15 protein-coding genes and 1 pseudogene are annotated in these 19,452 nt (G+C 64.9%); 5 read left to right on the top strand and 11 right to left on the bottom strand.

Annotated elements, in window-relative coordinates; genetic code table 11:
- Position 1 precedes the first annotated feature (1 nt).
- Together C5L14_RS02695 and glnQ are read right to left on the bottom strand one after the other, a co-directional pair.
- On the bottom strand, positions 2-1,246 hold the full coding sequence (locus tag C5L14_RS02695) for an NAD(P)/FAD-dependent oxidoreductase (RefSeq protein WP_105860461.1): 1,245 nt from the start codon (positions 1,244-1,246) through the stop codon (positions 2-4).
- Positions 1,243-1,550, bottom strand: a pseudogene (gene glnQ / locus C5L14_RS02690) (glutamine ABC transporter ATP-binding protein GlnQ); the annotation flags it as partial. The pseudogene glnQ and the gene C5L14_RS02695, both read right to left, overlap by 4 nt.
- Before the next feature lie 204 nt (positions 1,551-1,754).
- On the opposite strand from glnQ, the gene C5L14_RS02685 reads away from it, so the two are divergent.
- Complete coding sequence (locus tag C5L14_RS02685) at positions 1,755-2,792, top strand: Ldh family oxidoreductase (protein ID WP_105860460.1); 1,038 nt, start codon at positions 1,755-1,757, stop codon at positions 2,790-2,792.
- A gap of 198 nt (positions 2,793-2,990) precedes the next feature.
- Here the strand turns inward: C5L14_RS02685 and C5L14_RS02680 are convergent, their stop codons facing one another.
- The 3 genes from C5L14_RS02680 to C5L14_RS02670 all read right to left on the bottom strand — a co-directional run bounded on the left by C5L14_RS02680 (position 2,991) and on the right by C5L14_RS02670 (position 5,936).
- A complete protein-coding gene (locus tag C5L14_RS02680) occupies positions 2,991-3,953 on the bottom strand; it encodes a dihydrodipicolinate synthase family protein (protein WP_105860459.1) in 963 nt (320 codons plus the stop codon).
- A gap of 223 nt (positions 3,954-4,176) precedes the next feature.
- Positions 4,177-4,884 carry a GntR family transcriptional regulator gene (locus C5L14_RS02675; RefSeq protein ID WP_105860458.1) on the bottom strand — a complete coding sequence of 236 codons (708 nt, stop codon included), beginning with the start codon at positions 4,882-4,884 and terminating at the stop codon, positions 4,177-4,179.
- A gap of 194 nt (positions 4,885-5,078) precedes the next feature.
- On the bottom strand, positions 5,079-5,936 hold the full coding sequence (locus C5L14_RS02670; protein WP_105860670.1) for a LysR family transcriptional regulator: 858 nt from the start codon (positions 5,934-5,936) through the stop codon (positions 5,079-5,081).
- 92 nt (positions 5,937-6,028) lie between these two features.
- Here C5L14_RS02670 and C5L14_RS02665 point away from each other — a divergent pair, with 92 nt between their 5' ends.
- Entirely contained in the window at positions 6,029-6,409 is a 381-nt protein-coding gene (locus tag C5L14_RS02665) for a tautomerase family protein (RefSeq protein ID WP_105860457.1), read from the top strand.
- A gap of 116 nt (positions 6,410-6,525) precedes the next feature.
- Here C5L14_RS02665 and C5L14_RS02660 read toward each other — a convergent pair whose 3' ends face one another.
- The 4 genes from C5L14_RS02660 to gcvT all read right to left on the bottom strand — a co-directional run bounded on the left by C5L14_RS02660 (position 6,526) and on the right by gcvT (position 12,484).
- Positions 6,526-7,932: an L-serine ammonia-lyase gene (locus C5L14_RS02660; RefSeq protein WP_105860456.1), complete on the bottom strand. Its 1,407-nt coding sequence runs from the start codon at positions 7,930-7,932 to the stop codon at positions 6,526-6,528.
- Between the two features lie 64 nt (positions 7,933-7,996).
- Positions 7,997-10,843: an aminomethyl-transferring glycine dehydrogenase gene (gene gcvP / locus C5L14_RS02655; RefSeq protein WP_105860455.1), complete on the bottom strand. Its 2,847-nt coding sequence runs from the start codon at positions 10,841-10,843 to the stop codon at positions 7,997-7,999.
- A 110-nt stretch (positions 10,844-10,953) separates the two neighbouring features.
- Positions 10,954-11,316 carry a glycine cleavage system protein GcvH gene (gcvH, locus tag C5L14_RS02650; RefSeq protein WP_105860454.1) on the bottom strand — a complete coding sequence of 121 codons (363 nt, stop codon included), beginning with the start codon at positions 11,314-11,316 and terminating at the stop codon, positions 10,954-10,956.
- A gap of 10 nt (positions 11,317-11,326) precedes the next feature.
- A complete protein-coding gene (gene gcvT, locus C5L14_RS02645) occupies positions 11,327-12,484 on the bottom strand; it encodes a glycine cleavage system aminomethyltransferase GcvT (protein ID WP_105860453.1) in 1,158 nt (385 codons plus the stop codon).
- 202 nt (positions 12,485-12,686) lie between these two features.
- Between gcvT and C5L14_RS02640 the strand changes: the two genes are divergently transcribed.
- Entirely contained in the window at positions 12,687-13,592 is a 906-nt protein-coding gene (locus C5L14_RS02640) for a LysR substrate-binding domain-containing protein (RefSeq protein ID WP_105860452.1), read from the top strand.
- Between the two features lie 47 nt (positions 13,593-13,639).
- Here C5L14_RS02640 and C5L14_RS02635 read toward each other — a convergent pair whose 3' ends face one another.
- Both C5L14_RS02635 and C5L14_RS02630 read right to left on the bottom strand, forming a co-directional pair.
- A complete protein-coding gene (locus C5L14_RS02635; RefSeq protein WP_105860451.1) occupies positions 13,640-15,964 on the bottom strand; it encodes a Tex family protein in 2,325 nt (774 codons plus the stop codon).
- A gap of 172 nt (positions 15,965-16,136) precedes the next feature.
- The gene (locus C5L14_RS02630; protein ID WP_210203196.1) at positions 16,137-16,715 is read right to left on the bottom strand and encodes a TetR/AcrR family transcriptional regulator; all 579 of its coding nucleotides are present in this window, start codon (positions 16,713-16,715) and stop codon (positions 16,137-16,139) included.
- Between the two features lie 258 nt (positions 16,716-16,973).
- Between C5L14_RS02630 and C5L14_RS02625 the strand changes: the two genes are divergently transcribed.
- Complete coding sequence (locus tag C5L14_RS02625; RefSeq protein WP_245443232.1) at positions 16,974-17,774, top strand: DUF3313 domain-containing protein; 801 nt, start codon at positions 16,974-16,976, stop codon at positions 17,772-17,774.
- A gap of 228 nt (positions 17,775-18,002) precedes the next feature.
- A complete protein-coding gene (locus C5L14_RS02620; protein WP_105860448.1) occupies positions 18,003-19,304 on the top strand; it encodes an extracellular solute-binding protein in 1,302 nt (433 codons plus the stop codon).
- The last annotated feature ends 148 nt before the right edge of the window (positions 19,305-19,452 follow it).

Raw genomic sequence — 19,452 nt, 5'->3', positions numbered from 1 at the left:
GTCAGAAACGCTGAGGCGAGAAAGAAGCGATATCGATGGCGGGCTTATGGCCGGTCAGGAGATCGGCGACGATCCGCGCCGTCCCGGCCGACTGGGTCAGGCCGAGATGGCCGTGGCCGAAGGCATGGATCACCCGCTGCGTGGCGCGCGCCTGGCCGATGGCAGGCAGGCTGTCGGGCAGGGAGGGACGGAAGCCCATCCACTGCACGCCGCCTTCCGGCTTGAGGGCGGGCAGGAAGGCCTGCGCCTTCTTCAGCATGGCTTCCGACCGGCGGAAATTCGGCTTGAGCTCCAGGCCGCCGAGTTCCACGGCACCGCCGACGCGGATGCCGGTGGAGAGGCGCGTGACCACGAAGCCATGGCCGCCGAAGGTGATCTGCGTGCGCAGATCGAAGGCGCCAGGCGGCAGGGTGGTGTTGTAGCCGCGCTCGGTTTCCAGCGGGATCGCCTCGCCGATGGTCCGGGCGATCCGGTGCGAGAAGGCGCCCGCCGCGAGCACCACCTTGGCGGCCCGCCGCACGCCGCCGTCGGCGCCGATGATCTCGACGCCGCTTTCGAGGGGCCGCAGTGCCTTGACCTCCATCCGCTCGACCAGCCCGCCATGGGCGCGCAGATGGTCGGCCAAGGCCAGGGTATAGAGCCTGGGGTCGGCGATGGAGTACCAGCCGGGCGTGAAGGTGCCATGGGTGAAGCGCGGTGCCAGCCCGGGCTGGATCTCGGCCATGCCGGCGGCATCGAGATGATGGAACTCGATGCCGTGGGCCTGCCGCGCAGCCCAGCCGGGCAGCGAGGCATCCAGTTCCGCCTTGCCCTCATAGACCTGAAGATTGCCCTCCTTGCGCAGCATCGCCAGCGTGCCGGTCCGAGCCAGAAAAGGCTCGAGCTCCGCCTTGGACAGATCCATCAGGGCGGTCTGGGCGGCAGTCGAATGGGCGACGCGCGCGGCCGAGCAGGCCCGCCAGAAGCGGAACATCCAGGGGGCGATCTTCAGCGCATAGGCCGGCGGCACGGTCAGGGGCCCGAGCGGATCCAGCAGCCATTTCGGCGCCTTCTTCAGGATGCCGGGCGAAGCGAGCGGCAGGATATCGGTGAAGGCGAAGGCCCCCGCATTGCCGGCCGAAGCGCCGGCGGCCGGGCCTTCCCGGTCCAGCACCGCGACCGACAGACCGCGCTCCTTGGCGGCAATGGCGCAGGACAGGCCCACCACGCCGGCGCCGATGACGATGACGTCGAGATCGGCGGTCATCGCAGGCTCGCCGGGAATTTCGGGGTTTCAGGGTTGCACGGCGCGCCGGAGAGCTGGTCCGGCCTGCCGATTTCCGCCATCACGGCCTGGTGGAAAAAGGCCGGCCGGTTCGAGACGTCGCGGGCGAACCCCATTTCATGGGTGACGCGGATCATCGTCATGCCCTCTTGGCCAGCATCTTGAGCGTATCGAGCACGTCGCCGACGAGCATCGGGTCGAGCGCGGACATCACCCCGTCAAACAGCATATATTCGCGCGACTTCGCAAGGGCAGGGGCGATCGCCACGCGCTGCTGCCGCCCTCCGAGAAAACCCTCACCTTCGACCCAGTCACCTGCGACAAGATGCTTGCCTGCGGGAGTGAAGCCCATATGCCATTCCTTCCAACACCGTCGCTGGGTTGCGCGCTAATTTCGGAATGCGCTTGTCGATTTTATGTATACACATTGTATTTTAATCATCAAGCCGTGATATTGAACAGCCACGCGAATGATCGGGAAGGGCATGCCATGACAGACAGCCGTCTTTTGACGACGGGGGAATTGAGCGAGCGGGTAGAGGCGATCTTCCGCAAGGCGGGCTTCAACGCGGCCCAGGCCGGGGCCGTGACGCGCGTGATCGTCGCCGGTGAGCGCGACGCCTGCAAATCGCATGGCATCTATCGCATCGAGGGTGCGTTGCGCACGGTGAAGGCCGGCAAGGTCCGCCCCGATGCCGAGCCGGAAGTGCCGCCCCAGAATGCCTCGGCCATCGTCAAGGTCAATGCGAAGGGCGGCTTCGCCAATCCGGCCTTCGAGCTCGGCCTGCCCCTGCTGGTCGAACGCGCCCGCACTTATGGGCTTGCCGCGCTGGTGATCAATGACTGCACCCATTTCTCGGCGCTCTGGCCCGAAGTGGAAGCCGTAACGGAGCAGGGCCTGGCCGCCCTCGTGATGTGTCCCAGCTATTCGGCCGTGGCGCCCACCGGCGGCAACAAGCCTTTGCTCGGCACCAACCCCTTCGGCTTCGGCTGGCCGCGCCGGGGCAAGCCGCCCTATGTGTTCGACTTCGCCACTTCCGTGGCGGCACGCGGCGAGATCGAACTGCACCGACGGGCCGGCAAGCCGTTGCCCGAGGGCTGGGCGATCGACGCCGATGGACGGCCGACGACGGATCCTTCGGCTGCGCTCGCCGGTGCCATGCTGCCCTTCGGTGGCCATAAGGGTTCGGCGATCGGCACGATGATCGAACTCCTGGCCGGCATCATGATCGGGGATCTCACCAGCCCCGAAGCGCTGGAAGCCCTGGGCACGACGACCCTGGCGCCGGCTCATGGCGAGTTGGTCCTTGCCTTCTCACCCGAGAAGTTCGCTGCCGGACGTTCGGGCGACCCTTTCGCCCGTGCCGAGATCCTGTTCGAGACCATCGTCGGGCAGGGCGCCAGGCTGCCATCCCAGCGCCGTTTTGCGGCGCGCGCCAAGTCGCAGGCGGAAGGCGTTGCGCTCAGCGCCGCCGAGGTCGCGCAGCTCGACCGATTGCTGGCCCTCGGTGTCGACGCGGTGGATTGAGGCAGATTCTTCCTGGGACCGCCAGCATCCTGCTGGCTCTTTGTCCCGGCAAGCGCGGCGTTTCCAAGAGCCAGCAGGATGCTGGCGGTCCCAGGAACACGCATCTTCAGTCGCGTCAGCATATCTGTCTAACCCCTAGAAATGCAAAGGCCCTCCGGATCAGGAGGGCCCTTTCAGTTAAGCAGTCTCACAAGGCCGTCAGGCGGCGCATTGCTGCACGGCGCCCGGGAGGCGGCTCCATTGGGCATACCAGGTATCGAACAGCTTGAGCTGGGTCTCGGCATAGCCACGCTGGCTGTCGGACAGCACATCGGTCTCGTTGAAGTTGAGGGCGTATTCCTTGTCGCCCTTCAACACCATCAGGTGCTTGAAGAAGAGGACGAGGTCCGGCCCTTCGTCGAAGGAGGACAGCACGGCCAGGGCCTGCTCCAATTCCTGGGCGCGCTGGCGAGCATCGACGTCACCGGCCGCGGCGGCCTGCGACAGCTTGCACAGATGGATCACTTCCTTGGGCAGGACGTTGCCGATACCGGTGATCGCCCCGGTGGCGCCGCAATTGACGAAGCCGTGGAACACGGCGGTGTCGACGCCGATCATCAGCGAGACGCCGTCGTCACGGCTGGTGATGTTCTCGGCCGCATAGCGCATGTCGGCCGGGCCGCCGAATTCCTTGAAGCCGACCAGGTTGGGATGCTCGGCCCGGAGGGCGAAGAACAGGTCGGCGCGGGTGGCAAAGCCATAATAGGGGCTGTTGTAGATCACGGCCGGCAGGTCGGGCGCGGCGGTGAGGATGGCCCTGAAATGTTCCTTCTGGGCCGCGACCACCGGGCCGCGTGACAATACGCGCGGGATCACCATCAGGCCCTGGGCGCCGACCTTCTGGGCATGGGCGGCATGCGCCACGGCCGACGCGGTGTTGACCGCGCCGGTGCCGACGATCACCGGAACGCCGGCCTCGACCAGGCGCTCGACGCCTTCCATGCGCTGGGCGTCGGTCAGAAGCGGCCAGTCACCCATCGAGCCGCAATAGACCACGGCCGACATGCCCTGGCCGATGAGTTGCTTGCCCTTGCGCACGAGAGCCTCGAAATCCGGGCTGCGGTCTGCCTTGCACGGGGTCATCAGCGCGGGAATGACACCGGAGAAAATCTTGGCCTTCATCTCGGGCTCCTCTGTTGGTCTGTCGGATTGGCTCGATCGCACTGTCACGGGGCGCCGGTAGCGTGCCTTCGACACCTTCATACGCGTTTGTATATTATTTGTCGACAAGAAATAGGCACGCCGTGATACCGGAATGGCGAGACGGAAGCGGTCCTCGCCATAACATATTGTTTCAAATCGACATTTCCGTTTCCTGGCAAGCCTCGAAATCGTCGGAAATGTTTCAAAGCGTGATGTCGAGACGGCGGTCGCGTACCAGAAGTTTTCGGATCTGTTCGACAATCTGCTCAGCGTGGACCTTGGCCAGCCGTTCGGCGAGATCGGCGTCACGCGCCACGATCGCGTTGATCATGTCTTCGTGCTCGTCGACGAAGCGCTGGGGCAGGCGGTCGTCATAGGATTGGTAATAGAGGCGCAGGAAGCGCCGGCCCTCGTCGAGCAGCCGGTTGAACAGGCCGGCAAAATAGGGATTGCGGCCGGCCTCGGCGATGGCCGAATGAAAGGCGGCATTGGTGGCGATCATCGCCAGGGCATCCTGAGCCTGCACCGCCTCGGCGAATTCAGCCTGGCGGGCATGGATCGCCTCCAGGTCCTGCTGGCGGTGATGCTCGGCGGCCAGCCGGGTCGTCACCCGGTACATCAGCACCAAGGCGTCGAAGAAAGGCGACATGTTGAGGAAGTCGATACTCGACACCATGGTCGAGCGATTGGGAAGGGTGTCTATCAGGCCTTCGCCCGCCAGCCGCACCAGGGCCTCGCGGATCGGCGTGCGGGACATCTTGAACCGTTCCGCCAACTGGACCTCGTCGATCGGGCTTCCCGGCGGCAGCACCAGATCGAGGATTTCATCGCGCAGGAGGTCATACACCATCTTGACGCCGGAACCGCGTTTGCGCTCCGTGGATGAGCTGCCCGCCACTTTCTTCTTCATTTTAGAATCCTCTTGTCGACAAGAGGGATAAAGGCGGCCGTTGAGACGATCAACCGTTTCGGGGTGAAAGGCGATGCCGCGCCTGGGCCGGCAGAGGTAGCGGCTGTTGGGCGCGCCCCGCAATAAGTAATAATAATGATTAAATTTCAATATATTGCAGATCTTTTCTAATCAAAATTATCAGATCTGAGCGCTTATCCTCGCACCGCTCCGCGGAAAGCGGCCGCGAGTGCGGCGAGTGCCTGGCGCGGCCGCTCCTGCCTAACCCGGCTATGCAGCAGCACCGGCAGGCGCGGCAATTCAGGCAAGCCGAGCCTCGCGCCGACCTCGACGGCCCCGAAAGGCAGCATGCGCGGTGCCAGGGCAGCGACACCGAGCCCGGCCATCACGGCTGCCGTCACCGCCGCGACCCCGCCGCCGACGAAGCTCTCGCGCCATGGCAGGCCGGCTTCATCGAGCAGCCGGCCTGCCATCGCGCGTACGCCGCAGGGCTCGGCCATGGTCGCCAAAGGCAGCGGCTCATCCGAACGCTTCTGCCAGTCGGGTGCGGCGAACCAGCCGAATCTTTCCTCGGCGATCACCTCGCCGTCGCTTCGCCCGGCATGCAGGCGCACGATCACGGTGTCGAGCTCGCGCCGGTCGAAACTCTGCAAAAGGTCTCCCGAGGAAGCGATGCGGATCTCGATCAGGAGTTGCGGATCCTGGGCGTTCATGCGGGAGATCAGCGCCGGCAGGTCAGGCCCGGCGACATGATCGCTGAGGCCGATGGTAAGGCGCTGGCGCGTGGTCGCAAAGACGGCGAGCGCCCGCTCGTGTCCCGCCAGGAGTTCTCTGGCCGGTTCGAGAAAGGCAGCGCCCTGGGGCGAAAGCTGCACATAGCGGGGGGTACGCTCGACGAGGCGGCAGCCGAGCCTTTCTTCCAGCCGCTTCAACTTCAGGCTGACGGCGGCCTGCGTCGTCTGCAGGGCCTCGGCAGCGCGCGTGAAGCTGTCGAGGTCGGCGATATGTACAAAAGCCCTGACGGCATCGAGATCGAGCGGTCGCTCCATCATTTCCATTGCTTATTACTGATATCCATATTCATAGAATATCAAAATGAAGGAGCGGCATCTAGGCTCGGTTCGGACCATAGAGGAGAAACTCCATGCCGCTCACACACATCGCGATGCGTGCCGGAAAGCCGCAAGCCTATCGCCAGGCGATCTTCGATGGCCTCTACCAGGCCATGCGCGAGACTTTCGATGTGCCCGAGGACGACCAGTTCATGACCATCAGCGAGCACGACGCCGACAATTTCCGCTACGGCTCGCGCTATCTCGACATTGCCCGCAGCGACGACCTCGTGCTGATCCAGCTCACCGTCAGCAATACGCGCAGCGAGGCGCAGAAAAGGGCGCTGTTCCGCCGGATCGCGGAGCGCCTTGCCGAAAGTCCCGGCATCCGGCCCGAAGACGTCTTCGTCAGCCTTGTCGAGGTCCCCAAGGTGAACTGGTCCCTCGGCCACGGTCTGGCGCAATATGGCTGAGGCGACCGGCGAAAGCTCTTGCCGTCAGGATGGAGAAAGCCGCAAGCCCACGACGGCGGCGGAGTGGCGCATGGCGAGCGACGCCTCGTTCCGATCGCACCTCGTCCCGTCGGCTCTCAGCATTCCGGAAGGTTCACGGCAAGCCCGCCGGTCGAGGTCTCCTTGTATTTGAGGTTCATGTCGATGCCGGTCTGGCGCATCGTCTCGATGCAATTGTCGAGCGGCATGAAATGCTTGCCGTCACCGCGCAGGGCGAGGCTGGCGGCGCTCACCGCCTTGATCGCGCCGAGCCCGTTGCGCTCGATGCAGGGGACCTGCACCAGGCCCTTGGCCGGATCGCAGGTCATGCCCAGGTGATGCTCCAGCGCGATTTCGGCCGCGTTCTCGACCTGCTCGTTGGAGCCGCCGAGTGCGGCGCAAAGCCCGGCCGCCGCCATGGCCGACGCCGATCCGACCTCGCCCTGGCACCCGACTTCAGCGCCCGAAATCGAGGCGTTATATTTAATGATGCCGCCGATGGCGGCGGCGACCAGCAGGAAATCGCGGATGCCCTCGTGGGTCGAGCCGCGGCAATGGTCGCGATAATAGCGGATCACGGCCGGTACCACCCCGGCTGCCCCGTTGGTGGGCGAGGTGACGACGCGTCCGCCGGCGGCGTTCTCCTCGTTGACCGCCATGGCATAGATCGAGATCCAATCGTTGACGACATGGGGCTGTTCGAGATTGCGGCCCTGTTCGGCCAGAAGCTGCTGGTGAATGATGCGCGCACGGCGCCGCACCGACAGGCCGCCCGGCAGGATGCCGTCCTGCCGCAAGCCGCGGTCGATGCAGCCCTCCATGGCTGCCCAGATCGTATCGAGCCTGTCGTCGAGCGTGTCACCATAGACGAGATGCTCATTGGCCCGCTTCATCTCGGCGATGCTGAGATTGGAGGAAGCCCCCATCGCCAGCATTTCGGCGGCGGTGCTGAAGGGATAGGGAAAGCCGAGCGCACCCGGTTCGTCGGACGGGGATGCATCCCTGCTGCGCTGGGCTTCGAGCTCCTCGGCCGACAGCACGAAGCCGCCGCCGATCGAATAATAGGTCCGGCTGAGAAGCGCCGTGCCCTCCACAGTCATGGCCGTCATGACGAGGCCATTTGCGTGGCCGGGCAGCGGCGGGCCATAGTCGAAAACGAGGTCGGTGTCGGGGGTAAAGGCGAGCGGCGGCAGGCCAGGGAGCCTGATCATGCCCGCCTGGCGGAGTTCGGCCTCCTTTTCCTGCGCCAGGTCCGGGTCGATGGTGGCGGGCAGGAAGCCCATCAGCCCGAGGATGACGGCACGGTCCGTGGCATGGCCATGGCCGGTAAAGGCCAGCGAGCCATGCAGGCTGACCTTGAGCCGCAGCTCCGACATGGCGGGCTCGCACCCCGCCAGGGTCCTCAATTCGTCCAGGAAGCGAGCCGCCGCCACCATCGGCCCCATGGTGTGGGACGAGGAGGGGCCGATCCCGATCTTGAAGATGTCGAAAATCGACAGAAACATGCCTGGCTCTCTACTCAAGCAGGCGGTCCCGAGGGCCGCCTGCATCCTGCGTGGTCATTAGCCCTTATTCGGCCGCCTCGACATAGCTTTCGAGCGGCGGGCAGGAACAGACCAGGTTGCGGTCGCCATAGACATTGTCGACCCGGTTGACCGGCGACCAGTATTTGTCGACCCGGAAGGCGCCGGCCGGGTAGCAGGCGATCTCGCGGCTGTAGGAGCGGTTCCATTCGCCCACCAGATCTTCCACGGTGTGGGGGGCGTGCTTGAGCGGGTTGTCCTCGGGGTCGAGCTCACCCGCCACGATCGCCTCGGCTTCCGCCGCGATGCCGAGCATGGCCGCGATGAAGCGGTCGAGTTCGGCCTTGGGTTCGCTCTCCGTCGGCTCCACCATCAGCGTGCCCGCCACCGGCCAGCTCATGGTCGGGGCGTGGAAGCCGCAGTCGATCAGCCGCTTGGCGATGTCGTCGACGCTCACGCCGGCGCGGTCCTTCAGGACACGGGTGTCGAGGATACACTCATGCGCAACCCGGCCCTTGGCCGAATAGAGGATCGGATAGGAGGCCGAGAGGCGGCTGGCGATGTAGTTGGCATTGAGGATGGCCACCTTGGTCGCCTGGGTCAGGCCCTCGCCGCCCATCATCAGGCAATAGGCCCAGGAGATCAGCAGGATCGAGGCCGAGCCATAGGGCGCCGAGGACACCGCGCCCTTCTCGCCAGACTGCGGCAGTGTCGGCAGATAGGGCGCCAGATGGGCCTTGACGCCGATCGGCCCCATGCCCGGGCCGCCGCCGCCATGCGGGATGGCGAAGGTCTTGTGCAGGTTGAGATGGCTGACGTCGGAGCCGATATCGCCGGGGCGGGCGAGCCCGACCATGGCATTCATGTTGGCGCCGTCCAGATAGACCTGGCCGCCATGGGCATGCGTGATCTCGCAGATCTCGCGCACCGTCTCCTCGAACACGCCATGGGTCGAGGGATAAGTGATCATGCAGGCCGCGAGATTGGCCGAATGGGCCTCCGCCTTGGCTCGGAAATCGGCGAGGTCGATATCGCCATTGGCAGCCGCGCCGACCACCACCACCTTCATGCCGGCCATCTGCGCGGAGGCCGGATTGGTGCCGTGGGCCGAGGTCGGGATCAGGCAGACATCGCGATGACTGTCGCCGCGCGCCCGGTGATAGGCCTGGATGGTCAAAAGGCCGGCATATTCGCCCTGCGCGCCGGAATTGGGCTGCATCGAGAAGGCGTCATAGCCGGTGATCTGGCAGAGCTTGGCCTCGAGATCGGCGATTGCCTCGGCATAGCCCCGGGTCTGGTTTTCGGGTGCGAAAGGATGCACGTCGGCAAATTCGGGCCAGCTCAACGCCGCCATCTCGGCGGTGGCGTTCAGCTTCATCGTGCAGGAGCCGAGCGGGATCATCGAGCGGTCGAGTGCGAGATCGCGATCGGCGAGACGGCGCATATAGCGCGTCATTTCCGCTTCGGCCCGGTTCAAATGGAAGATCGGATGGGTCAGATAGGCCGATGTCCGCTCCAGGGCATCAGGAAGCCGGTATTCATGCGTGAGGTCGTCGTCCTTGCGGTCGATGCCGAAGGCGCGCCAGATCGCCTCGGTATGGCCGCGGCGGGTGCGCTCGTCATAGGCGATGCCGATCTTGCTGGTGCCGACCCGGCGCAGATTGATGCCCTCGGCCTCTGCCGATTTCAGGATGGCGCCCTGGACCGCGCCGACCTCGACCGTCACCGTGTCGAAAAAGGTCGCTGGTTCGATCTTGTAGCCCTGGCTTTCCAAACCCTTGACCAGCCGTACCATCTTGCGGTGGACGCGCTCGGCGATGGCCCTGAGCCCAGTCGGCCCGTGGAACACCGCATACATCGAGGCCATCACCGCCAGCAGCGCCTGGGCGGTGCAGACGTTCGAGGTCGCCTTCTCGCGGCGGATATGCTGTTCGCGGGTCTGCAGCGACAGGCGATAGGCGCGGTTGCCGCGCGCATCGATGGAAACGCCGACGATGCGGCCTGGCATGCTGCGCTTGAGTGCATCGCGCACCGCCATATAGGCGGCATGCGGGCCGCCATAACCCATCGGCACGCCAAAACGCTGGGTCGAGCCGATGGCGATGTCGGCGCCCATCTCCCCCGGCGCCTTGAGGATGGTCAAGGCGAGCGGGTCGGCGGCGACGCAGGCCAGCGCCTCGGCGTCGTGCAGCGCCTCGATCACGCCGGTGAAATCATGCACATGGCCATAGGTGCCGGGATATTGGAAGATCGCGCCGAACACGCCGGCCGGATCGAGATCGGCGAAGGGATCGCCGACCACGACGTCCCAGCCGAGCGCGGCGGCGCGCGTCTCGATCACCGCGATGGTCTGGGGATGGCAATGATGGTCGACGAAGAAGGCATTCGCCTTGGACTTGGCGGAACGCCGGCACAGCGCCATCGCCTCGGCCGCGGCCGTGCCCTCGTCCAGCAGCGAAGCATTGGCGACGTCGAGGGCGGTCAGATCCGAGATCATGGTCTGGAAGTTCAGCAGGGCCTCGAGGCGCCCCTGGCTGATCTCGGGCTGGTAGGGCGTATAGGCGGTATACCAGGCCGGATTCTCGAAGATGTTGCGCTGGATCGCTGGTGGCGTGACGGTGCCGTAATAGCCCTGGCCGATCAGCGAGATCATCATCCGGTTCTTGTCGGCGACTTCGCGCAGGCGGTTGAGCACGCCATGCTCGGACAGCGCCGGACCCCAGGCAAGCGGCGCCTTCTGGCGGATGCCCGCCGGCACGATGGCGTCGATCAGCGCATCGAGGCTATCGGCGCCGACGGCCTTCAGCATCTCCGTCATTTCGGCCGGGGAGGGACCGATATGGCGCCGATTGGCAAAATCATAGGGATCGTAGGTGGTTTCGGTATGAGACATCGTGTCCTCTCAGAGCAAAGCGCGTTCGAGACCGAACGCTTATTTGCTCTAACTCCTTGTTCCGACGTGTCTTTGCGTTCCTTGACGATTGCGTCAAATCACAAAACGCTTTAGCCGATATGGGCTTTGTAGGCGGCCTCGTCCATCAGGCCCGCCGCGTCACCGGCATTGGCGAGCTTGAGCCGGAAGAACCAGCCGCCGGCCTGCGGATCGGAATTGACGAGGGACGGGTCGTTGACGATGGCCTCGTTCACCTCGACGATCTCGCCGTCGAGCGGGCAATAGACGTCCGAGGCGGCCTTGACGGACTCGACCGTTGCCGCGACATCCCCCTTCGACAGGCGCTTGCCGACCCCGGGCAGCTCGACGAAGACGAGGTCGCCGAGCTGCTCGGCGGCATGGCCGGTAATGCCGACCGTGGCGACGCCGTCGGCGATGTCGAGCCATTCATGGTCTTCGGTGAATTTCGTCATGGTGGGCCTCTCAGCTGCGCTTGTAGCGCGGGGTGATGAAGGGAAGGGTGGCGATGACGACCGGCAGGCGCTTGCCGCGCACCTCGGCGAAAAGCCGCGTGCCCGGTTTGGCGCTGGCCGTGGGAACATAGCCCATGGCGACGGGAGCGCCGAGGGTGGGACCGAAGCCGCCGGACGTGACGCGGCCTATCGGCGCCGGCGCCGTTTCGTCGGTGAAGAGTTCCGCGCCGGCCCGGATCGGCGCGCGGCCTTCGGCGGCCAGCCCGACGCGTCGACGCGACGCCCCATGTTCGAATTCGGGCAGGATCACTTCGGCTCCCGGAAAGCCCCCCGCGCGGGCCCCGCCGGTACGCCGCACCTTCTGCACAGCCCATTCAAGGGCCGCCGCCACCGGCGTCGTCGAGGTGTCGATGTCGTTGCCATAGAGGCAGAGCCCGGCTTCAAGCCGAAGGCTGTCGCGTGCGCCGAGACCGATGGGGTGCACGTCCGGGTCGGCGAGCAGGGCCTTGGTCAGTTCTTCCGCCTGTGCTGAGGGCACCGAGATTTCATAGCCATCCTCGCCCGAATAGCCGGAGCGGGAAACCAGGCAGGAGACGCCGAGAATGACCATCTCCTTCACATCCATGAAGGCCAGGGCAGCCGCCTGCGGCGCGAGCTTGGCCAGCGCCGCCTCCGCGGACGGCCCCTGGAGAGCAATGAGCCCGCGATCCGTCACTTCCTCGATCTCGCAGTCTTCGGACAGATGGGCGCGCAGATGAGCGATGTCCTGGCTCTTGCAGGCCGCGTTGACCACCAGGAAGAGATGGTCGCCACGGTTGGCGAACATCAGATCGTCGAGGATGCCGCCCCCGGCATCGGTGAAAAGCCCGTAACGCTGGCGCCCCGGCTTCAGCCCGAGCACATCGACAGGTACCAGCCGCTCCAGCGCCAGCGCGGCGTCGTCATAGCGTCCGGACTTCGCCCGCAGCATGACCTGGCCCATATGGCCGACATCGAACAACCCCGCCCTGGCGCGGGTGTGGAGATGCTCCTTGGCCACGCCCTCGGGAAACTGCACGGGCATTTCGTAGCCTGCAAATTCCACCATCTTGCCGCCGAGCGCCGTATTGAGCGCCGTCAGCGGTGTTTTCCCAAGTTCAGTCCCGCCAAGTTCATTCCGGTCGTCCATAGGCATGTCCCCGGTGGTTGTTCTTGTTAGGCCAAATATCGAACCGGCCGAATATCAAAAATACGGACCCCAATGCGTCGGCGCGGCTTCCGGAGCCGGCGGCTGTTCCGACGTCTCCGGACAGGCCGGATATGACAGATCGTTTGACATTTCAAAAATTCATAGTTCAAATGATAGGATTGAAATTTCTCATGATGAAACCGTGCAGAATATTCCTACGGAACTCCTGCGGACTTTCCTGAAGGCCATCGATTCCGGCAGCTTCACCCGCGCCGGCGCCTTGGTCGGCCGCAGCCAGTCGGCAGTGAGCCTTCAGGTCCGCCGGCTCGAGGAGATCGTGGCTGCGCAGCTCTTCCAGCGGGATGCGCACAAGCTGCAGCTCACTCCTGAAGGAACGCTGCTCGCCCAGTTCGCCCGGCGTATCCTGGCGCTGAACGACGAGGCGCTCGCCAGCATGCGCCAGCCCAAGGTCGCCGGGCGCATCCGGCTGGGCGCTCCCCACGAATATACGGCCTCGCTGCTGCCGGACTTCCTGGGCAAGTTCGCCCAGTCCCATCCCAATGTCATGCTGGAGGTGACGAGCGACCTGAGCAAGAACCTGCTCAGCCTGCAGGCCGATGGCGAGCTCGATCTCGTGATCGCGCTACATGACGAGCCGGACCTGACGGAGGGCCGCCAGATCTTCACCGAGCCGCTCGTGTGGATGACGAGCGCCGACCATGAACGCCATACCCAGAGCCCGTTACCCCTGGTGGTGGCACCGCCGCCCTGCATCTACAGGCACCGCATCCTGCAGACGCTGAACGGGCTCGGCAGGCCCTGCCGGATCGCTTATCTGAGTTCGAGCTATAACGGCATTTCCGCCGCCGTGCGGGCGGGGCTGGGCGTCACGGTGATGGCGGAGAGCGCGGCCCCGTCGGGCGTGCGCATGCTCGGCGAGCGCGACGGCTTCCCGCCGCTCGGCCATCTCGAATTGCGGCTGCACCGGCTCGCCGGCAATTCGAGCGAGGCCATCATCCGCCTCGAGGACTATATCGCCGAGAGCTTCGCCGATACCGAACTTGGGCGGGGCGGCGCCCGGCCACGAGCCTTGCCCCTCTCGGAATGAGAGCAGCCGGAGGGGCAGCGCGCCGGCGTTCCCGCCAAGCGGATGCTTCAACGCTTCTTCAGCGCCTCGGCGAGGGCCGCTCCGAAGGCGCCCTGCGCGGCCGACCTGTCGGGCCGGGCCTGGTTGTGGCGAGGCGGGTTCGGCCTGGCCTTGTCGTCACGTCTCGCGGGCTTTTCGGACCCGGCGTTGGTGTCCCGCCGCATCGACAGGGCGATGCGCTTGCGGGGAATGTCGACCTCGACGACGCGCACCTTCACGACGTCGCCGGCCTTCACCACCTCATGGGCATCCTTCACGAAGCGGTCGGCCAGTTGCGAGACGTGGACTAGGCCATCCTGATGCACGCCGATGTCGACGAAGGCGCCGAAGGCGGCGACGTTGGTGACCGTGCCTTCCAGGAGCATGCCGGGCCGGAGGTCCTTGATGTCGTCGATGCCGTCGGCGAAGGTCGCCGTCCTGAATTCGGGCCGAGGATCACGGCCGGGCTTGTCGAGCTCCGCGATGATGTCGCGCACGGTCGGCAGGCCGAAGCGTTCGTCCACGAAAGCCTGCGGATCGAGCTTCCTGAGGGCGGCGCTGTCGCCCATCAGCGCGCGCACGTCGCGCCCGCAGGCGGCGACGATCTTCTTGGCCACGCCGTAGGCTTCGGGATGCACGGCCGAGGCATCGAGCGGCTCGGCGCCATTGGGAATGCGCAGGAAGCCGGCACATTGCTCGAAGGCGCGGGGGCCGAGACGGGAAACCTTGAGCAGATCCTTGCGGCTGGCGAAGGGGCCGTTGGCATTGCGATGCGCCACGATGCCCTCGGCGAGCGAGGCGCCAAGGCCGGAGACGCGGGCGAGCAGCGAGGACGAAGCGGTATTGAGGTCGACGCCGACCGCGTTCACCGCATCCTCCACCACGCCATCCAGCGAGCGCGCCAGCCGATACTGGTCGACATCGTGCTGATATTGCCCGACGCCGATCGACTTCGGCTCGATCTTGACGAGTTCGGCCAGCGGGTCCTGCAGCCGCCGAGCGATCGACACCGCCCCGCGCAGCGAGACGTCGAGATCGGGAAATTCCGTAGCGGCCGTTGCCGAGGCCGAATAGACCGAAGCGCCCGCCTCGCTGACGATGACTTTGAGCGGCTTGGGCGCGGGCAGGGCGGCGAGCATGTCGACCACCAGCTTTTCCGTCTCGCGGCTGCCGGTGCCGTTGCCGATGGCGATCAGTTCGACACCGTGGCGGCGGATGAGCGCGCAGAGTTCCGCCTGGGCCCCACGCGCATCGTTCTTGGGCGGGAAGGGATAGACGGTGGACGTGGCCAGGAGCTTGCCGGTGCCATCGACCACCGCGACCTTCACACCCGTGCGGATGCCGGGATCGAGGCCCATGGTAGGACGCGAACCGGCAGGAGCTGCGAGCAGTAGATCCTTGAGGTTGCGTGCGAAGACCCGGATCGCCTCCTCTTCGGCCCGTTCGCGCAGGTCTCCCATCAGATCGATATAGAGATGCAGGGAGAGCTTGACCCGCCAGGCCCAGCCGACGACCTCCATCAGCCAGCGGTCGCCGGGCAGGCTCCCTGCAATCCCATAGGCCTGCGCGATCATATGCTCCACCGGCTTGACCGCGGAGGCGTTGTCGGCGTCGACCTCGATGTCGAGCGACAATACCTCCTCGTTGCGGCCGCGCAGCATGGCAAGCGCCCGATGGCTGGGCACGCCCGACCAGCGCTCGACATGGTCGAAATAATCGGAGAATTTCGCACCGGCCGCCTGCTTGCCGTCGATGACACGGGCGCGCAGGAAGGCATGCTGCTTCATATAGGTGCGCAGCCGGCCTACCAGCTCGGCATTTTCGCTGAAACGCTCGACCAGGATGTCGCGCGCGCCTTCCAAGGCCGCCTTGGCGTCGGGGACCTCGTCGCCGAGATAGGCCGTCGCCAGCTCCGCCGGCACCGCCGCCCTGTCGGCGAGGATCGCTTCGGCAAGCGGTCCCAGACCGCGTTCGCGGGCGATCTCGGCCTTGGTTCGCCGCTTGGGCTTGTAGGGCAGGTAAATGTCTTCCAGCTCCGCCTTGGTGGCCGCGGCTGCGATCTTGGCCGCGAGATCGTCGTCGAGCTTGCCCTGCTCATGGATGGAGGTGAGGATGGTCTCGCGCCGGGCCTCGAGCTCGCGCAGATAGGCCAGGCGCTCGGCAAGATCGCGCAATTGCGTGTCATCGAGGCCGCCTGTCACTTCCTTGCGGTAACGGGCCACGAAGGGCACCGTCGCACCCTCGTCGAGCAGGGTGATGGCTGCCGTCACCTGCTGTGGCTTGGCATTGATCTCGGCTGCGATGATCGAGGCCAGGCGTGCACTGGCGCCCGTGGCGTGTTGTTTGCCGTTCATGCGCTCCTCGTTCGAAGATGAGTCGCGCACCATAGGCAAGGCGGGGAGCGACCGCCATGCCTCTGGGCACAGGCCCTTGCTTCTCCACAGCCTGTCTTTCGCTTGCTGTTGGAAGGGGCCTCAATTCCACCGGGCACCGTCCAGAGGCTGTATGAACGATGGCACGACGGCTCTACTTGGCTCGAACGAGCGGGAGAAACACGCTGTCGACCCAAGCTTGCCACAAGGTGGGCGGCGGCGCCGAAAAGGTCATGAGGATATGCCCCCCGAAAAGATCGCTCAGCAGGGAATCGAGGGGCGGGACGAGTTTTTCCCGATCGACCTCGCCGCGCGTCACGGCACGCTCGAGGATCGTTGGAAGCATTTGCCCATGCCCACCCTTGATGAGCGAAGCGCGCAGCTCCTTTGGCGTGGAAGTGGTTTCGGTGAAATATGCGCTCGAGAGCAGCGAGAAAGTGGCGACGATCGCGGAGGTGCGTTCCGAGGCCCTGTCCAGGAATTCCAGTAGCTCCGTGCGTAGATCGCCTCGATCGGGTACGATGATCGGGTTTTTCGCCATTTGCTGCCGAATGGCCGCGACGACGAGCGGCGCTTTGCCGTTCCAGCGGCGCCCGAGCACCGGGCGGCTGGTGCCGGCCCTTTCGGCCACGGCCTCCATCGTCAGCCCGGCATAGCCGCGTTCGACAAGTTCGAACCACGCTGCTTCCAAAATTGCCCGTTCGAGATCTGCTCCCCGACGTCGCTGCTGCATGAGGTTCCCTGTCTGATTAAGATGCATGTTCGCATCTTAATTCCACCATAATGCCACAACTAGATACACCAGTGTATCTTATATTTGGAGCTGGGCGTGACGAGTTTTCCTCTTTCACGGCGGCTGGCCGTGTTTCGAATCCGCATGGGCCTTGTGACATTCGCTAAGGCGGACGAAAAGGCGACCGATCCACACGCGGCTATGACGGCCTGTCTGCGCGATGTCCTGATACAAGTACGGGTAACGACGGCCTGTTTGATGCTGCCTGTGCTGTCCACCGGATGTGCTTCGGTTCCTCTCAAATCTGCCGGTACGTTGACGAGCTATGACAAGCTCAGCGAACCAAAAGGACTGCTGTCGAGGTCGAGGAATTATGTCGATGCCAGTGCTTTGGCTTCCGTGAAGACTGTCGGCATCGTGCCGACCACGCTGGCTCAGTCGGCCTCCGCGCGGGTGAAAACGGAGAGCGATCGGGCGATGGTTGCCAATGCGCTTGATCGCGAGATCTGCGTCGCCCTGAGCGACAAGTTTCAGGTCGTTACACCGGGCGCTCCTGCTGACCTGATGGTTCGAACTGTGATCACCGACATCGTACCGACCAACAGGGCGGTGGCGGTGCTCGCAACCGCCGTGACATTGGGCAGTGGCTTTGCCCTGCCGGTCAGCGTTCCCCGGCTTCCCTTCGGCCTGGGTGGTCTGGCGGTCGAGGCAGAGGCCGTCGACAGCAAGGGCAACCAGCGCGCCGCGATGCTCTGGGCCCGCGGCGCCAACTCGATCTCGAACAAGCCGCGCATGTCCGAAGTCGGTGATGCCTATGGCTTGGCGACGACGTTCGGGAGCGAGTTCTCTCGCATGCTCGTTACCGGAAAGGAGCCACGCACGTTGGATATCCGGCTGCCATCCGGACAGCGGATACGGTCTTGGCTGGGCGGCAAGCCGAAATACCCGGCCTGCGACGGCTTCGGCCGGGCGCCAGGTCTCCTGGGCGTCGTCGCAGAAAAATTCGGGGCGCCGCCGGAATGGACCGACAAGCGCCACCAAGCCGCCCCCCAGCGGTAGATCGGTTACTGCTTGTATCGTGGATAGGAAGGTCTTGCCTCGGCAGGCCGTCCGCCGGCCGGCATGCCGTCCGAATAGCGCCGGCGTCGCTGCCTTCGTCTTTTCTCTCCATACCCAAGAAGCTTGCCTCAATAAAATCGATGTGATTTATTCGGGCGGCGTCAATGCGCCCATCACGAGGCGGAACCGCACCGCCTGATCGAGGAAACATCCCCAGGGAGAAACAAGATGCGCAAGCGTCTGGTCACCGCGCTGCTCGCCTCGGCCGTTGCCTTCGCGGCCGCTTCGTCACAGGCCGAAGACCTCGTCACCAAGAGCCGGATCGGTCCGGCCGATGCGCCGAAATCCCTGACTTTCCGCCTGACGGGCGACGGGCCCGACAGCACCCATCCCGAATGGGCGGAGGGCTACAAGAAGCTGTTCGGCGAATTCATCCAGCGCCATCCCGGCTGGAAGATCGAGCTTGAGCGCATGTCCGACAATATCGGGCAGGAGCAGGCCCGCATGCTCGAGCAGGCCAAGGCCGGCCGCGGCCCCGATTGCGCCGCGGTGGATTCCTTCGTGCTGGCTCTGTTCATCGGCGCCGGCGTGCTCAAGCCGCTCGATGCCTATTTCACCAAGGACGAGATCAACGATCTCTTCCCCTTCGTACGGCAGGGCATCACCGGCAAGGACGGCAAGATCTATGCCTGGTGGTGGGACACCGATCTGCGCGTGCTCTACCGCAACAAGGATATCGTGCCGGAAGCTCCGAAGACCTGGGATGAACTGAAGGCGGCTGCGCTCGCCTCCAAGGAGAAGGGCATGGAAGGTCTGCTCTTCAACGCCGGGCGCTGGGAAGCCACGACCTTCGACTGGCTCGCCAATTTCTGGAGCCAGGGCGGGAAGCTCGTCGACGATCAGGGCAAGCCGATCTTCGCCGAGGGCGAGAACCGCGAGAAATTCCTGAAGGCCGTCAAATACTTCAAGGATCTTGTTGATTCCGGCGCCGCGCCCAAGCGCGTTACCACCATCATGAATTATGACGAGCTGAACGCCGCGGCAGCGGCCGGGACGACAGCCCTGTTCATCGGCGGCAATTGGCAATATGGCCAGCTCAAATCCATCCTCGAGCCCGAGACCTTCGCGCAGTGGACCTTCTCGCCGATACCGGGGCCGACGGCGGACCAGAACTCCACCGGTACCGGCGGCTGGACGGTGGGAGCCTTCTCCGACGATCCTGACAAGATCGCCATGTGCGCGGCGATCGCCAAGGAGGTCTATTCGGGGCCCGGCAATGCTCTGCAGCAGCAATTGCCGACCTCGAAGGCCCAATATGACAAGTTCGAGGTCTTCAAGACCGAGACGAACAAGGCCTTTGCGGCCGCGCTCGCCCACGGCCAGGCCCGGCCCGGCGTGCCGATCTACGCCGAAATCTCCAACCAGATCCAGGTGATGATGGGCGATGTGCTGGCCGGCACCAAGACTCCGGAGGCCGCTCTCGATGCCGCCAATGCCGCCGTGCAGGCGGCCTACGCCCGGCAGAAATGAGGCGCGTCTGCCTTCCGCGTACCTTCTCCCCTCGCGGGAGAAGGTCCCGGCAGGGGGATGAGGTGAGATCCCCAACTTTGAGGATCTCACCGAAACCCCTCATCCGCCCCTTCGGGGCACCTTCTCCCATAGGGGGAGAAGGGAGATC

The organism is Labrys okinawensis, assembly GCF_002982075.1.
Taxonomy (GTDB): domain Bacteria; phylum Pseudomonadota; class Alphaproteobacteria; order Rhizobiales; family Labraceae; genus Labrys; species Labrys okinawensis_A.
Note: the sequence above shows the minus strand (reverse complement) of the source record. Positions and strands in the feature narration are given on the sequence as shown.